This is a genomic window from Planococcus sp. ISL-109 (assembly GCF_018613655.1).
In the GTDB taxonomy this organism is placed as follows: Bacteria; Bacillota; Bacilli; order Bacillales_A; family Planococcaceae; genus Planococcus.
This window is the reverse complement of sequence record NZ_JAGGPW010000019.1, coordinates 18,391-33,307: the sequence shown is the minus strand read 5'-3', so window position 1 is coordinate 33,307 and position 14,917 is coordinate 18,391. Positions and strand designations below refer to the sequence as shown.

The window sequence follows — 14,917 nt, the reverse complement described above, 5'->3', positions numbered from 1 at the left end:
CCGGGGGTTTTTTCATGTGCATATGATATGATATAGAAGAAATGACATTAGCAGTAACAGCTAAATGGAGGGACTCAATATGTATTTTATCGACCGCGGAAAAATCAAAAAAGCTATTGTTTATATGGATGCGTTGCTCGCATTATATGAAGAAAATGCAAGCTGGAATTCATTGAAAGACCAACTTGCGCTTGAACGGCTGTCGCTTGGTGCTATTGAGGCCGTGATAGATGTGGGGAATTCCATGATTGATGGGTTTATCATGAGGGATCCGGGAAGCTACGAAGATATCATCGACATTCTCGTAGACGAAAAAGTCATCACCAAAGAAATGGATCAGCCGTTTAAAGAAGTGGTCGGGCTGCGCAAAATGCTTGTAAGAGATTTCATCGCTGTCGACCACAAGGAAATTACACGGGTAATGGATGTTCATCTGGATGCATTAAAGCAATTCGGCCCGAAAGTGAGCCATTACCTCGAGCATGAATTGGGCCCTGTTTCGGCATTTATTCCGGAGAATGACAATGGCCAAAATTAAACGCTATAAAGCTTATTGCTTGGACTTGGATGGGACGGTTTACCGCGGCAATGAGCCTGTCGTAAAAGCAGCACAATTTGTCGCAAGCCTGCAAGAAAGCGGCATTGAACCGTTCTATATTACGAATAACGCTTCTATGACAGTTGACCAACTGCATCACAAGCTGGAAAAAGTAGGCGTTCATGCAGAAAAAGCACGCATCATGTCTTCCGCAATCGCGGCAGCTAAGTACATACGCCGCTGGTACCCGGATAGAACCGTTTTTCTCGTCGGTTCGAAAGGCTTGGAGGAAGCGCTTGATGATCACGGAATCAATCGGGTCGAAAAGCAGGCGGATATCGTTTTGATGGGACTCGACCCACAAGTCAATTATGATAAATTAGCGCGCGCTTGCCTGGAAGTTCAGCGCGGAGCGGTATTTTTGTCGACTAATAGGGATTTGAAATTTCCAACAGAGCGAGGGTTGCTGCCTGGGAATGGGGCGTTTACAGCACTGGTCGCCCAAGCGACGGATATTGATCCGGTCTTTATCGGCAAACCGGAAATCCATATGCTCGAAGCGATCCACCATGAGTATGGATTCCGTAAAGAAGACATGGTCATGATCGGTGATAATTACGATACAGACATCCAAGCCGGCCTTCGTTTCGGCATTGATACTGTCCACGTGAATACCGGTGTCACCCCAATGGAGGCAGTGCTTGAAAAAGACCGCCCAGCAAGCTTTGTGCTCGAGAATCTCGGGTTTTGGGAACATTAAAAAAAAGCCGTCCAAATGGCGGCTTAAAATAACGGGTTTTCTTCAATAAACTCGTAAACTTTTTTGGTCAGCTCTTCCGGAGTGTCAGCCTCCACAATTTCACCATTGACAAGTGCAAATAGGGATTCGGCGCACTGGCTACAATAACTTAAGCAACCATATTCGAGCACATCCAAATTCGGGTCTTGCTCTAATTTTGCAAAAGCTTCTTCCGAACCGTTGGCAAGATTGCTCATGCAAAATTCAATAATCGGATTCATTCTAGCTCACCTCACTACTAGAAAATCCTACCGTGTTTTAGCGCAACCGTCAATTAATTGATTTTGTCCCGAAAGGATTGTGAAAGTTATCACAATCAGCTATACTCATATGTGGAATCATGAGCAGAATGACGGGCTAAAGGAGAATTTTATGAAAAAATTAGTCTTACTTGGTGGCGGATATGGCAATATGCGGGTCTTGCTGCGCCTCTTGCCGAACAATTTCCCACAAGACATGGAAATAATCTTAATCGACAGAACACCTTTTCACAGCATGAAAACGGAATTTTATGCACTGGCAGCCGGTACTGAATCAGACCAGGAAGTGCGCGTTCCATTCCCTGAACATGAACGCTTGAAAATGGTCAACGGCGAAATCCGCGAAATCGGATTGGAGGAAAAATGCATCTTCTTAGAAGACGGCCAGCGCATAGAATATGATGAATTGGTTATTGGGCTCGGATGCATCGATAAATACCACGGAGTGCCAGGTGCGGATGAGTTTACGTATAGCATCCAGACGATCGGCAACTCACGCAAAACCTATGAAGCTCTTCTCGGCTTGAAGTCAGGCGCCACAGTAGGTGTTGTCGGTGCTGGACTTAGCGGCATCGAACTCGCAAGTGAGTTGCGCGAGAGCCGCAGTGACTTGCAGATCAAGCTGTTTGACCGCAGTCCGCGGATTTTGCGCGACTTTCCGGAACGGCTCAGCAATTTCGTCAACAAATGGTTTGATAACAATAATGTAGATGTTGTTTCCAATGCGAACATCACCAAAGTCGACCAGAATCTTCTCCATAATCACGAAGAAACGATTCCGGTCGACGCCGTCGTCTGGACAGCAGGGATTCAGCCTGTTAAGCCGGTGCGCGACCTGAATCTTGAATGCGATGGCAGCGGGCGTGTCATCATCAACCAATACCATCAATTGCCGCAGGACGAGAATGTCTACGTTGTCGGCGATTGTGCAGCTTTGCCGATGGCGCCTTCAGCTCAGTTAGCGGAAGAACAAGCCGAACAAATTGTCAAAGTGCTGCGGATGAAGTGGAAGGGCGAAGAACTGCCTGAAACGATGCCGGAGATCAAACTCAAAGGTTTCCTCGGCTCGCTCGGGAAAAAGCAAGGATTCGCTTATCTCGCTGACCGCACTGTTACAGGACGCATCGCACGATTAATGAAGTCGGGTGTTCTTTGGATGTACAAATGGCATAATGGTTAAATAAGAAAAAGCGCTCCGCGGAGCGCTTTTTTTATTGTTCAGCTTTAAAGCCATGTTTTTCAAGTTCTCGGTAAACGGGCTTCAGCTGAATATAACCTTCTCCGACTACTTCGCCTTCGATCAGCACAAGCGGATAGAAAAATTCATCCTCCATAATGCGCGCGGCATAGTCTTTGTGCTGTTCCTCCAGTTGCGGGTTCTCAATGTCAATATAGCTTATTGAAAATGGCTGATTTTTGTACTTCCGTGAAATAGCTGCCTCTAACCATTCGTACGTATCCTTTGAAGACGGGGCATTTACACAGCTGGCGCAGATTTGTTCAGTACCGTAAACTTCGATCGTCGGAATTTTTGTCATAGATAATGGCCTCCTGAAAATTCATTATTGGCTTTTTCTTCTTAATCACATTATAATGATTGTAATGAAAGGAGTCGATAGAAATGACTGAAGCTATGATGGAAGACCAAGTAATGGAAGTCCTAGATAAATTGCGTCCATTCCTTTTGCGTGACGGAGGAGACTGTGAATTGGTGGATATAGAGGACGGCATCGTGAAATTGCGCCTGTTGGGTGCATGCGGAAGCTGCCCAAGTTCCACTATCACATTGAAAGCGGGCATAGAGCGCGCACTTGTCGAAGAAGTTCCCGGCATTGTAGAAGTGGAACAAGTCTTTTAATATTCGGGGACCTTTTGACAGGTCCCTTTTCTGTCCACACATAAGTGGATGAGCAAATCCATGGTAAAGAAAGGGTGAACGTAGATGACACAAGTCGTAGAAATTACAGAAGCCGCTTCTTTCCAAGTGAAGGAAATGATGCGCCACAATGAAGAAGAAGGTGCTTTTCTCCGCGTGGCCGTCAATGGCGGAGGGTGCAGCGGATTAACGTATGGCATGGGCTTTGAGCATGAAGTGACGGATGCCGATGAGCAATACGAACAGCATGGCATCCAAATACTTATCAATAAAGAAGATGCGCCTATTCTAACAGGCACCATCGTCGACTATAAGCAATCGCTCATGGGCGGCGGGTTTACGATCGATAACCCGAACGCCATCGCTTCTTGTGGATGCGGCACCAGTTTCCGCACTGCAAAAAAAGAAGGAACTCCTGAAAATTGCTGAAATGAAAACCCGCTTTTATAAAAGCGGGTTTCTTCATGTTCAGTTTTCGCGGCCATCTTCCGGATAGGCACTCAACTGTTGAAAAGCATTGGCAAAAGGGCTAATATAGAGGGTAGGTGTTTACTGGAAGAACGTTCGACGATTTCCGGTGCATAAAATGACTTGAAGGTGGTTGCGATTGTATTGAAAAGACCGTCAATTTTAGTATTAGGTGCAGGTTATGGTGGCTTGACCACTGTTGTAAATTTGCAGAAAGAATTTGGGACAGACGCTGCAGACATTACGCTCATCAACAAAAATGAATATCATTACGAAAGCACATGGTTGCATGAAGCAGCAGCAGGTACAATGCTTCCGGAGGATGTTCGTTATGATATCATCGACGTCATCGACAGCGGCAAAACGAATTTTGTTCAAGCGACAGTCGAAGCAATCGACGTAGATAACAAAAAAGTTTCAACTGACAATGGTGAATTTACATATGATTACCTTGTCATCGGGCTTGGCTATGAAGGAGAAACTTTCGGCATCGAAGGACTGGATAAATATGCTTTGTCGATCGCCAACGTTAAGGCGGCTCGTTACATCCGTGAGCACATTGAATTCCAGTTCGCGACTTGGTCAACAGAGCAAGTGAAAGATGATAGCCGTTTGACGATCGTTGTCGGCGGAGCTGGCTTCACTGGCATCGAGTTTTTGGGCGAACTGGCGAACCGTGTGCCGGAACTGTGCAAGGAATTTGATGTTCCCCAAGAAAAAGTCCGCGTCATTTGTGTAGAAGCTGCTCCTATGGTGTTGCCAGGATTCGATTCGGAATTGGTAGATTATGCTGTAGGGCATCTTCAATCAAAAGGCATCGAATTCTCTATCGGCACGCCAGTTGTGGAAGCGACTCCAGAAGGCGTGAAGATCAAAAAAGGCGAAGAAGAATTCGAATTCATCAAAGCCGGAACAGTGGTTTGGGCAGCGGGTGTCCGCGGCAACCGATTGATTGAAGAAACATCGATCGAAAGCATGCGTGCGCGCGTCAAAGTCGAAAAAGACATGCGTGCTCCTGGCTATTCTGATGTCTTCATCGTCGGAGACTGTGCATTGATGATCAACGAAGAAATCAATCGTCCGTATCCTCCGACTGCGCAAATTGCCATGCAGCAAGGTGAGCGCATTGCAAAAAACATTAAGGCGCTTGCTGGCGAAGGAACGACAGAAGAATTCGTTCCGGACCTAAAAGGAACAGTCTGCTCACTTGGTGATGAAGATGCAATTGGTGTAGTCTTCGGCAAAAAAGTGACTGGAAGACGCGCTGCGTTCATGAAAAAAATGATCGACAACCGCGCATTGTACATGATCGGCGGAGCCGGTCTTGTCATGAAAAAAGGAAAACTTAAAGTCTGGTAAAAATGAGCCTCCCGGTGCGGGGGGCTTTTTCATATGAAGACAGGAGGGCGTTTGGATGTCGAAAAGCAAACGCGGGGATGTTTGGCTTGGGGCAGCAGGACTCGTGGTGAATGAGAAACAGCAATGGCTCGTCGTCAAAAAACGCTACGGCGGCCTTCATGGCAAATGGTCGCTGCCGGCTGGATTCGTCGAAAGGGACGAAACCATTGACCAAACCGCTTTGCGGGAAGTGAAAGAAGAAACCGGAATTGATTGCCGTCTGCTCGGAATGATCGGTTTTCGCTCAGGCGTCATTAAAGGGAAAATCAGCGATAATATGGCCGTCTTTTTGCTCCGGCCGGTGGTGGAAGGGCAAAAAATCATCCCTCAAGCAGAAGAACTCTATGATGCTGCGTGGCGTTCGCCGCAAGAGTTGGCACTGGATCCGGAAGCTTCGGTGATGCTCCATGAGATGGCTGCCTATGTAGTAGAGGAAGGTTTTGAGCCGATTGAAGATGTCGACCCAGGGCAGATTTTCGGTTACACCGATTATAAATTGTTTTTCCGCAGGCAAGAATAGAAAAGCTTAAAAGAATTAACAGATAATTTGAAGAAAGTAAGAATTATTAAGATAAAGTGAGAATACTAGAGAAAAAAGCATTTGTATCCGTTTACAAATGCTTTTTTTAATTTGCACGCAATTGCGATACGTGATATATTGCTAATAATTCAGAATATTAAAACAACAGAGGAGGTGTTTCGAATGACAGTCTTCAAGAAAAGAACAAATGAAAACCATTGCCCATACTGTGCGGGCCAAGGTTATTTCCAATTACGATTGGGCGGTTCTGAAACGTGCTCCTGCTGTTCCGGATCCGGAAAAAATAAATAAGTGATTAAAAAAGCAGCCGCTTAGGGTGCTTTTTTTTATGTTGAATGAGTGTCTGTGACAAAGTAATGAATACTGGTTCTTCACATTGAAAGGACTTGAGCTTTCGGGTAAACTGAGTAAGGGAATAACGGAGGTTAGAGTCCATGAACAGTTCATTTACTATTGTCCAATTGATCATTTCCATTTTGCTGTTTTATGTTATGTTTTTTGGAATCGGCTTTTTGCTCAACATGCTGCTTCGCATGACGTGGCTGATGGCAGTCGTCTATCCTATCGTCATTTTGCTCGTCATTGATGATGTCGGGGTATTCGATTATTTCACTGCACCAGGCGAGTCGTTTTCCATGCTTGGCGATACGATCCGGTCTTTGACTGGCAGTGATGTTGCAGTGCTTACGGCTGGGTTTTTAGGTGCGGTAACTTCAGGGATCGTCATGAAAGTCTTACGCAAAATGGGTTATCAAATGTTTTGATCCATTATCATAACGCAACATAAAAAAGCCGAACTGCAATCAGCAGTCCGGCTTTTTTCGTTTACATCATGCTATAGAAAATAACCGAAATGGCAATCCCCGTCAATGCACCCATAAACACTTCGCTCGGTTTATGACCGAGCAGGGTTTTTAATTCCTCTATTTTCTCTTCTTCTTTTTTGGATGGCCACTTGCGCGTTTCTTCCATAAAGGAATTGAGGTCCTGGCGCATTTTATTGATCGTTAACGCTTGTTGTCCAGCTTGGAAGCGGACGCCTGTTGCATCATACATCGTGATGACAGCGAACAGGGCAGAAACTGCGAACACAGTGGAGGAAATACCGGCTTCATACGCTACGGCCGTCGTCAAGGAAGTGACAGCGGCGGAATGCGAACTCGGCATCCCGCCTGTTGATGTAAAGAGTCCCCAATTCAATTCCCGTGTGACAGCGTATTGAATCGGAATTTTGACGAATTGGGCAAACAGGATTGCAAACAAAGCAATCATTAATGGGGTATTTGATAAAAGTTCCATTCGGCGAGCAATCCTTTCTTCATAAAAGTCGGTACAGAAAGTATACCATACGCCTTGCAAATCGAGCGCGTCGTCTATCTATTCCGGAAGCCGAAGTAATGATACACTAAACAAGTAGGATAAAGAGAAACTTCAATTAATGGGGGCATCCCTGTTAATTGTTAGTTGATCCAATCGGACTTTTACGGCCAGTTGGATCTTACAGTTTTCGCAGTGGGAGTCTTACAGGCCGTTAAAGCGGGATAAAGGAGGAATCACATGGAAATCAATGTAACGAAACCAACCGAACCGTGCCAGGCAGAGATTTTAATCGTCGGGTTGAGCCGTCACCCTGAAAACGCGCAAGGCTGGAGTGAATTGGAGAAACGGTTTGATGGGCGCTTGACAGAATGGCTCAAAGGGGGGCTGTCGTTTGATTCACAAAAGCTGAGCATTTACCCGACATTAAACGGAAGCATTCCACGTGTGCTGTTTGTTGGCATAGGGGATCGCAAGAAATGGACAGCAGAAGACATGCGCCTTGCATTTGGGTTAGTCGGCAAACAATTAGCAAAAGAAAAAATCGGTCATGCTGCCATTTATACTGCTTCGTTTGAAAATGATGCGCTGGTGGGTGAGCAAGTCGCACATTTAGCAGCGGAAGGGATTCAAATGGGCGCTTATCGCTTTGCCGATTATAAAACCGGCTCGAACGAAGTAGACCATCGTTTGGAATTGCTGAGTTTTTTGACGGAGCAGAAAGACGAGTCGATCCGCACCGCTGCATTTATTGGAACGGTCCATGCAGAAGCAGTCAACGAAGCGCGAACGCTCGTCAATATGCCAGCAAACATTTTGACACCGACTGCAATGGCGGAGTATGCCGAAGAACTAGGTGAGGCGTATGGCTTTGAGACGGAAATTTTGGGGCGCAATGAAATGGAAGAGCTCGGCATGGGGGCATTGCTCGCGGTCAACCAAGGCTCTGACGAAGAACCGCGCCTCATCATTTTGAAGTACAAAGCAACAGAGGGCTTTGAAGCACCCTTAGCGCTCGTCGGCAAAGGCATCACATTCGACACCGGTGGATACTCCTTGAAGCCGAAAGACGGCATTGTGGGGATGAAGGGGGACATGGGCGGGGCTGCTGCTGTCCTCGGCGCTATGCGCATCATCGGAGAGACCAAACCGGATAAAAATGTCGTGGCAGTGATTGCCTCGACAGACAATATGGTATCTGGCACTGCATTCAAACCAGATGATGTCATCACCTCGATGAGCGGAAAAACTATTGAAGTGCTTAACACTGATGCGGAAGGGCGTTTAGTGTTGGCGGATGCGGTCACTTACGCTAAGCAACTCGGAGCGACTGAACTGGTGGATGTCGCGACATTGACCGGAGGCGTGATTGTCGCACTCGGCAAAGACAAAACTGGTGCACTGACAAACGATGAAGCATTTTACGGAAAGCTCTTGGAAGCTTCAAAGAAAACAGATGAGTTTGTCTGGCAATTGCCGCTCACCGAAAATGATAAAAAGCGCCTGAGAAAAAGCAATGTCGCCGACTTGAACAATTCACCTGGGCGCGACGGCCATATGATTTTTGGCGGCGGCTTTGTTGGGGAGTTTGTCGGCGATATACCGTGGATCCATTTGGATATCGCGGGTACATCACATGCTGATTCGGCCCATGATTTGGGACCGGAAGGCGGAACCGGAGCAATGGTCAGAACGTTGGCGCTTTTCGTCGAAGGCTTCAGCAAAGAATAACCAATAAAAAAACAGCAGCCCGCCGGCTGCTGTTTTTTTATTGGTTTTCCAATTCTTCTTGTTGAGTGGTGCGCTTTCTTGCCGGGGCTTGGTCCATAGCTTCTTCATGCTGTTTGCGCTTTCTTTCCAGCGCAGGGCCCATATCGTCGCGAACCGTTTCGTCAGCTAACTTGATGCCCGTCATATAAGAAGCGCGGCCGATTAAATGTCCCGCAACCGGCTGGGTGATGAAGAGGAAGGCGATGGCGATGACCATCTGTGTATTGAATATGCCTTCATTAAACCAAAAATGGATGAATGTCCCGAGCAGCACGGATAATACGCCAAGCGTCGAACTTTTGGAAGCCGCATGCGTACGGGTATATACATCAGGCAAGCGGATCAACCCAAGAGCGGTGACGCCGCTAAACAAAACACCGATGCTGATCAGAACGATTATGAGAATATCAACGAGGATCTCGATCGAAAATCTCTCCTCTCTCCAGGAATTTCGCAAAGGCCGCTGTACCGATAAACGACAGGATGCTCATCAAAAGAATGACCTCCAGGAAGAATTCCGTCTCGATAATTAAAGACAACAGGGCAACGATCGAAACGAGCGTAACACCAATAGCATCGAGTGCTACGACACGGTCGGCAACTGTCGGCCCTTTCACCAATCTAAACAACAACCCAGTAAAAGAGATGCTGACAATAAAAAGTGATACCCAATAAAATGTCATCATGCGCGGCTCACCTCCAGAATCGCCCGTTCGAACGTATTCTTGATCGAAGAGACGGCAGCGTCAATATCTTCGAAATCCAACGCGTGGATATAAAGACGTTTTTGGTCATCCGAAATGCCGATGACGAGCGTACCCGGCGTCAAAGTGATAAGCGCCGACAATAATGTCACTTGCCAGTCATCGTTCAGCTCAGTCTCCATTTCAAAAATGGCCGGTTTGATGTTCATATTTGGGCGGATAACGATCGATAATACTTGTACACTCGATTTGAACAGCTCCCGCAAGAACAGCAGGAACAACGAAATCAAAGCCCATACGCGTGAAATGTAGAGGCGTTTTGAGAAGAAGCGGCGCATCAACATGATGATGCCGAGTCCAATCAAAAAGCCGATGGTGAATCCGGAAGGAGTAAATGACACTGTCATGAACATCCAGACGAACGCGAGGAAGAAATTCAATAGGATTTGCAAAGACATATCAATCTACTCCTTTAATACCGCATCATAATACAGCGATGGATTCAGTAGCACTTCACCCGCGTCCTCAATGAACGGCATGAAGAGTTCCGCACCGACGCCAAGCACGATGGTCAAGGCGACAAGAATGACAGTTGGAACGAACATGGCATAATAGCGTGCTTTATCGACCGGAAGAATCTTCTTAGGCTCTCCCCAGAAAGCATAGATGAAAATACGCATGACGCTGAGCAATACAAGCAAGCTGGTAGCCAGGATGATGATGCTGCCCCAGAAATGCGTACCTTCAAAGCCGCCTTGGACAATCAATAACTTTCCTGGAAACCCACTAAGGGGGGGGATGCCCGCAAGGCCGAAAGCAGTGACGAGGAATACCCAACCAAGAACTGGATAGCTCTTCATCAAGCCGCCCATTTTGCGTAAATCACTCGTCCCATAGATGATCGTCAATATGCCAACTAGCAGAAATAATGCCGCTTTAATCAGCATATCATGGATCAAATAGAAGATGGCTCCTTCTGTACCTGCGACATTCATTTGGGAAATGCCGAACAGTACGACTCCTACGGCGATGATGATATTGTAAATGATGATCTTTTTGACATCGAAATAAGCGAGTGCCCCGACACAGCCTGCGAGAACCGTCAAAATGGCGATGATTGCGAGCACTTCATGCGTAAATCCGATATTCATCGTAAAGAACAAAGTATAGGTCCGCATGATCGCGTAGATGCCGACTTTCGTCAGCAAAGCGCCAAACAGCGCCAACACCGCGCCAGGAGGAGCAAAATATGAACCTGGTAGCCAGAAGTAAAGCGGGAAAATCGCCGCCTTAAATCCAAATACGACGAGGAACAAGATAGCGATGACCGTCAAAATTCCAACGGCTTCGATCTCTGGAATCTTAACTGCCAGATCGGCCATATTCAATGTCCCGGTGACAGAATACAAATACGCCACCGCAACTACAAATAACGCAGAGGAGATGATATTGACGAGCACGTATTTGATCGACTCGCGCATTTGGGATTTCTCCCCGCCGTGGACGATCAACGCATACGATGCCATCAAGAGAACTTCAACGAAGACGAACAAGTTGAAAATATCGCCTGTCGTGAAAGCGCCGTTTACACCGACCATCAAGAACAGGACAGCTGGATAGTAAAACGACCGTTCGCGCCTGATCCCGATGGTCGGGATGCTATAGAACAAAATGAATAGCGTAACAAGCGTGGAGCTTAAAACAAGCAACACAGAGAACATATCCGACACCATGGAAATACCGAATGGTGCTGGCCAGCTGCCGAGTGTAACTGCTTGCACGCCATCTGCTGACACTTTTGCGAGCAGGAACAATCCCGAAATGAATGTCAGAACTACAGCGATGACGGAAAGCAGACGCTGCAAATATACTTTTTTCGGGAATAGCATTAAGACCGTGGCAAAGAGTAACGGAATGATAATCGGAAACAATAATAAATTACTCATAATCTTCAGTACCTCTCAATTGCTCCATATTATCCGTTCCAAGCTCCTGGTAAGCGCGGTAGGCGAGCACCAGGAAAAACGATGTAACCGCGAAAGCGATAACGATTGCGGTCAAGATCAATGCTTGGGGGAGCGGGTCTGCATAATCGTTCACGGTGACGCCGTCTGATACGACCGGCGGCGCTATGCCGCCAAGCCCGCCCATGGTCAGGAACAATAGGTGGGCGGCGTGGCTCAAGAGGCTCGTCCCGATGATGATGCGAATCAAGCTTTTCGATAGGATTAGGTACACAGCTGCCATAAACATCAAGCCGATGGCAACTGACATAATTATTTCCATTATTCATCCTCTCCAATCGTTTGAATAATGGTCATCGTTACACCTACAACAACCAAATAGACACCTATATCAAATAATAATGCCGAGTGCAGGGAAGTCTCGCCGAACAGCGGCAAATCGTAATAATCATAGGCATGGGTGAAGAATGGTACATCAAAGATGATAGAAGCGCTGGCTGTGGCGATTGCAAACAGTAAGCCCACAGCGGTCAGTACTACATAATTGATCGGCAATACTTTTTTGACGGTCGGAATATCAAACGCCAGCATGAGCAGAACGATTGCAGTCGTCGTCAAAAGTCCCCCGATAAATCCGCCGCCAGGAGTGTAATGGCCGGCGAAGAAAATGTGGACAGCAAACATCAAGATGATGAAAGTCACCACTTTTGTGGCTGTCTGAAGCATCACATCATTTGTTCTCATGCTGGTCCTCCTTTTTCGTCAATCGCAGGCGAATCATCGAGATGATTCCGATGGCGGCAATGGCAAGCACCGCAATTTCAAACAAAGTATCGAATCCGCGATAGTCGACTAGGATTACGTTGACGATGTTACCGCCAGCCGCTTCTGTGTAAACCGTTTCTTTATAGAATTCGGAAATCGACGGCAGCGCTTTTTGGGAATGCGCTGACAAGGCGACCAGTGTCATTGTGAGACCAACACCGAACGCGACTACTGCGTTTCCGAAACGGAAATTCATGCGCTCTTCCTTACGGCTGATTTGCGGCAAGTGGTAGAATGCCAGCAAGAACAACGCAACGGAAATGGTTTCAATAACGAGCTGAGTCAGTGCCAAATCAGGTGCCCGGAAGATAACGAACAGCAAAGCGATAGAGTAACCGACGGCACCGAGTGCGATGATGGCAGTCAGACGAGATTTCGAGACAAGAATCGTCACCGTCGCGCCGAGCATGGCAAACAGAATGACGATTTCATAAACCCCAATTGGAGCCAGGTTATCGAAATTCAACCTGAAGGCATCGGTCATGAACAAAGTCAACAATACAATGAAAATTACAAAACTGAACATGTAAACGAGGTACGTCCGGATAAACCCGGTCATATACATTTTCGAGAAGCGGCTGACACCACTCTCGCTGAGCACCATCAATTCATCGTAAAGTCTATTCAAGGAAATAGGATCCGGGTAAAGGTCATATAAATGCTGCCATTTGCGCAGCGTCCAGAACATCAAGCCGCCGATAGCAAAAATGCCGAGCGTCATAAAGAGTTCTGTGTTAAAGCCGTGCCATGCCGAAACGGTGATATCCACGCTCTGCGGTGAATCGTACAGGAACGGCTGTATTGCGGCAACGGCAGGTTTAACAAGCCAATCGCCGATAACGTTCGGGATGAAGAAAATCAACACGACGAGAACAGCAAGAAAGACCGGTGAAATGAGCATGCCGACCGGTGCTTCGTGTGCTTGTTTCGGCAATTGGTCCGGTTTGTGTTTTCCGGCGAACGTATGGAACACGAAGTATAAACTATAGATGAAAGTGAAGACCGATCCGATCCAAGCGATTACAGGGAACAGGATCCACCAAACATCCATCGAGAATAAATTGAACTCCTGAAGCGACAGCATCGCCGTCAAGAACATTTCCTTACTGAGGAAGCCGTTGAATGGCGGCATGCCGGCCATCGAAAGTGAGCCGATCAACGCGACAGTGAAACTGATCGGCATCAAACTCATCAAGCCGCCCAGTTTTCGTATGTCGCGCGTACCGGTTTCGTGGTCGACAATTCCGGCGATCATAAAGAGACTTCCTTTAAACGTTGCGTGGTTGATCAAGTGGAAAATGGCCGCAAATGCCGCATACTTCAGATAGGTTTCAGCTGCACCTTCAACGTGATAGGCAGCAGCGGCAACGCCGAGCAGCGACATGATGAGGCCGAGCTGGGAGACGGTCGAAAACGCCAGAATCCCTTTCAAGTCCTTTTGCTTTAAGGCAAAGAACGAAGCCCACACCATGGTGAACAATCCGACACCTGCGACGAGCCACATCCATACTTCAGATAAAGCAAAGACCGGAGTCAAGCGGGCGACCAAATAGATGCCCGCTTTGACCATCGTTGCGGAGTGGAGGTAAGCACTGACAGGTGTCGGCGCTTCCATCGCATCCGGCAGCCAGATGTAGAATGGGAATTGGGCGGATTTCGTAAAGGCTCCGAGCAACACAAGAACAAGTGCCCAGATGAAGAAATCATGTTCGGCAAGTTCCGGTGCTTGGGCAATCAATTCCCGGATGGAATAAGTGCCGCCGATGATGCTGAGCAAAACAAAACCGCCGAGCATCATCAACCCGCCGAAAACAGTAATCATCATTGATTTTAATGCGCCGAAGCGGGAGCGGTCACGCGTGTACCAATAAGCGATCAACAGGAATGACGAAATCGATGTCAACTCCCAGAATAAGTACAGCGTGATCAAATGATCCGATTGAACAACACCAAGCATGGCGCTCATAAAGATCAAAAGATAAACATAGAAATTATGTAATTGTTCACGATGCTTATCCAAATAGAATACGGAGTAGAGCACAACCAATGCGCCGATACCGGTGATCAGCAGTGAAAACAATAAGCTCAATCCATCGAGGTACGCTATAAAGGCGATGTCGAGGGAAGGGATCCAAGAAAGTTCAGATACATAAGTGCCACCTTCCATAACAGAGGGAAGGCGAGTGGCGTAGTATAAGAACAAGGCTGTCGGCACAAGCAAGACAAACCAGCCTGTATGGATCTGACCGAGTCGTTTAAATAGCAGCGGAATAAAAAGCGCTGCAAGGATCGGTAAGAAAATCAGAAATACGAGAGACAATTGAATCCTCCTTCCAATGCAATACATGATGAGTTTCTAATTAAAAAGTATAACGCATTGAAAGCTTATTTGCACCGTACACCCTTGCGGAGAATGGAAGAGGCGTGGTGTTTTCGTTTATTTTCTAATAGGAAGAA

Annotated in this window: 20 protein-coding genes; 10 read left to right on the top strand and 10 right to left on the bottom strand. The window is 47.0% G+C overall.

The features are described from left to right. Window positions 1-79 precede the first annotated feature (79 nt). Window positions 80-538, top strand: coding sequence for a DUF86 domain-containing protein (locus J7E21_RS12885; protein WP_215108386.1), 459 nt, complete (start codon window positions 80-82; stop codon window positions 536-538). Continuing rightward, the gene (locus tag J7E21_RS12880) at window positions 525-1,298 is read left to right on the top strand and encodes a TIGR01457 family HAD-type hydrolase (RefSeq protein WP_215108384.1); all 774 of its coding nucleotides are present in this window, start codon (window positions 525-527) and stop codon (window positions 1,296-1,298) included. The genes J7E21_RS12885 and J7E21_RS12880 overlap by 14 nt, the downstream gene beginning before the upstream one ends. Window positions 1,299-1,321: 23 nt before the next feature. Here J7E21_RS12880 and J7E21_RS12875 read toward each other — a convergent pair whose 3' ends face one another. Further along, entirely contained in the window at window positions 1,322-1,558 is a 237-nt protein-coding gene (locus J7E21_RS12875) for a YuzB family protein (protein ID WP_215108383.1), read from the bottom strand. Between the two features lie 151 nt (window positions 1,559-1,709). Between J7E21_RS12875 and J7E21_RS12870 the strand changes: the two genes are divergently transcribed. Then, on the top strand, window positions 1,710-2,777 hold the full coding sequence (locus J7E21_RS12870) for an NAD(P)/FAD-dependent oxidoreductase (protein WP_215108381.1): 1,068 nt from the start codon (window positions 1,710-1,712) through the stop codon (window positions 2,775-2,777). A gap of 31 nt (window positions 2,778-2,808) precedes the next feature. On the opposite strand, the gene J7E21_RS12865 is transcribed toward J7E21_RS12870, so the two are convergent. After that, a complete protein-coding gene (locus J7E21_RS12865; protein WP_215108379.1) occupies window positions 2,809-3,135 on the bottom strand; it encodes a YuzD family protein in 327 nt (108 codons plus the stop codon). Between the two features lie 83 nt (window positions 3,136-3,218). On the opposite strand from J7E21_RS12865, the gene J7E21_RS12860 reads away from it, so the two are divergent. The 6 genes from J7E21_RS12860 (at window position 3,219) to J7E21_RS12835 (ending at window position 6,644) form a co-directional block, all read left to right on the top strand. Further along, window positions 3,219-3,455, top strand: coding sequence for a NifU family protein (locus J7E21_RS12860; RefSeq protein WP_215108377.1), 237 nt, complete (start codon window positions 3,219-3,221; stop codon window positions 3,453-3,455). Window positions 3,456-3,539: 84 nt separating this feature from the next. Then, entirely contained in the window at window positions 3,540-3,902 is a 363-nt protein-coding gene (locus J7E21_RS12855) for a HesB/IscA family protein (protein WP_215108375.1), read from the top strand. Between the two features lie 183 nt (window positions 3,903-4,085). After that, window positions 4,086-5,300 carry an NAD(P)/FAD-dependent oxidoreductase gene (locus J7E21_RS12850; RefSeq protein WP_215108373.1) on the top strand — a complete coding sequence of 405 codons (1,215 nt, stop codon included), beginning with the start codon at window positions 4,086-4,088 and terminating at the stop codon, window positions 5,298-5,300. A gap of 55 nt (window positions 5,301-5,355) precedes the next feature. Continuing rightward, window positions 5,356-5,859 carry an NUDIX domain-containing protein gene (locus tag J7E21_RS12845; protein WP_215108371.1) on the top strand — a complete coding sequence of 168 codons (504 nt, stop codon included), beginning with the start codon at window positions 5,356-5,358 and terminating at the stop codon, window positions 5,857-5,859. A gap of 183 nt (window positions 5,860-6,042) precedes the next feature. Further along, window positions 6,043-6,171 carry a YuiA family protein gene (locus J7E21_RS12840; protein WP_215108369.1) on the top strand — a complete coding sequence of 43 codons (129 nt, stop codon included), beginning with the start codon at window positions 6,043-6,045 and terminating at the stop codon, window positions 6,169-6,171. 143 nt (window positions 6,172-6,314) lie between these two features. Further along, window positions 6,315-6,644, top strand: coding sequence for a YuiB family protein (locus J7E21_RS12835; RefSeq protein WP_215108367.1), 330 nt, complete (start codon window positions 6,315-6,317; stop codon window positions 6,642-6,644). 61 nt (window positions 6,645-6,705) lie between these two features. Here the strand turns inward: J7E21_RS12835 and J7E21_RS12830 are convergent, their stop codons facing one another. After that, window positions 6,706-7,179 carry a divergent PAP2 family protein gene (locus J7E21_RS12830; RefSeq protein WP_215108365.1) on the bottom strand — a complete coding sequence of 158 codons (474 nt, stop codon included), beginning with the start codon at window positions 7,177-7,179 and terminating at the stop codon, window positions 6,706-6,708. A 258-nt stretch (window positions 7,180-7,437) separates the two neighbouring features. On the opposite strand from J7E21_RS12830, the gene J7E21_RS12825 reads away from it, so the two are divergent. Beyond that, a complete protein-coding gene (locus J7E21_RS12825) occupies window positions 7,438-8,928 on the top strand; it encodes a leucyl aminopeptidase (protein ID WP_215108363.1) in 1,491 nt (496 codons plus the stop codon). Window positions 8,929-8,965: 37 nt separating this feature from the next. On the opposite strand, the gene mnhG is transcribed toward J7E21_RS12825, so the two are convergent. Genes mnhG through J7E21_RS12790 form a run of 7 tightly spaced genes read right to left on the bottom strand, consistent with a single transcriptional unit; the run spans window position 8,966 to window position 14,780 of the window. Continuing rightward, window positions 8,966-9,424, bottom strand: a complete 459-nt coding sequence (gene mnhG, locus J7E21_RS12820; protein WP_251047986.1) for a monovalent cation/H(+) antiporter subunit G — start codon at window positions 9,422-9,424, stop codon at window positions 8,966-8,968. Further along, entirely contained in the window at window positions 9,375-9,653 is a 279-nt protein-coding gene (locus J7E21_RS12815; RefSeq protein ID WP_215108361.1) for a Na(+)/H(+) antiporter subunit F1, read from the bottom strand. The genes mnhG and J7E21_RS12815 overlap by 50 nt, the downstream gene beginning before the upstream one ends. Next, window positions 9,650-10,129, bottom strand: coding sequence for a Na+/H+ antiporter subunit E (locus tag J7E21_RS12810; RefSeq protein WP_215108359.1), 480 nt, complete (start codon window positions 10,127-10,129; stop codon window positions 9,650-9,652). The genes J7E21_RS12815 and J7E21_RS12810 overlap by 4 nt, the downstream gene beginning before the upstream one ends. 6 nt (window positions 10,130-10,135) lie before the next feature. Continuing rightward, window positions 10,136-11,617 (bottom strand): Na+/H+ antiporter subunit D, encoded by a 1,482-nt coding sequence (locus J7E21_RS12805; RefSeq protein WP_215108357.1) that lies wholly within the window; start codon window positions 11,615-11,617, stop codon window positions 10,136-10,138. After that, window positions 11,610-11,957: a Na(+)/H(+) antiporter subunit C gene (locus J7E21_RS12800; RefSeq protein ID WP_215108355.1), complete on the bottom strand. Its 348-nt coding sequence runs from the start codon at window positions 11,955-11,957 to the stop codon at window positions 11,610-11,612. Before J7E21_RS12800 ends, J7E21_RS12805 begins: the two co-directional genes overlap by 8 nt. Further along, window positions 11,957-12,379: a Na(+)/H(+) antiporter subunit B gene (locus J7E21_RS12795; RefSeq protein ID WP_215108353.1), complete on the bottom strand. Its 423-nt coding sequence runs from the start codon at window positions 12,377-12,379 to the stop codon at window positions 11,957-11,959. The genes J7E21_RS12800 and J7E21_RS12795 overlap by 1 nt, the downstream gene beginning before the upstream one ends. Next, window positions 12,366-14,780 (bottom strand): Na+/H+ antiporter subunit A, encoded by a 2,415-nt coding sequence (locus J7E21_RS12790; RefSeq protein WP_215108351.1) that lies wholly within the window; start codon window positions 14,778-14,780, stop codon window positions 12,366-12,368. The genes J7E21_RS12795 and J7E21_RS12790 overlap by 14 nt, the downstream gene beginning before the upstream one ends. Window positions 14,781-14,917 lie beyond the last annotated feature (137 nt).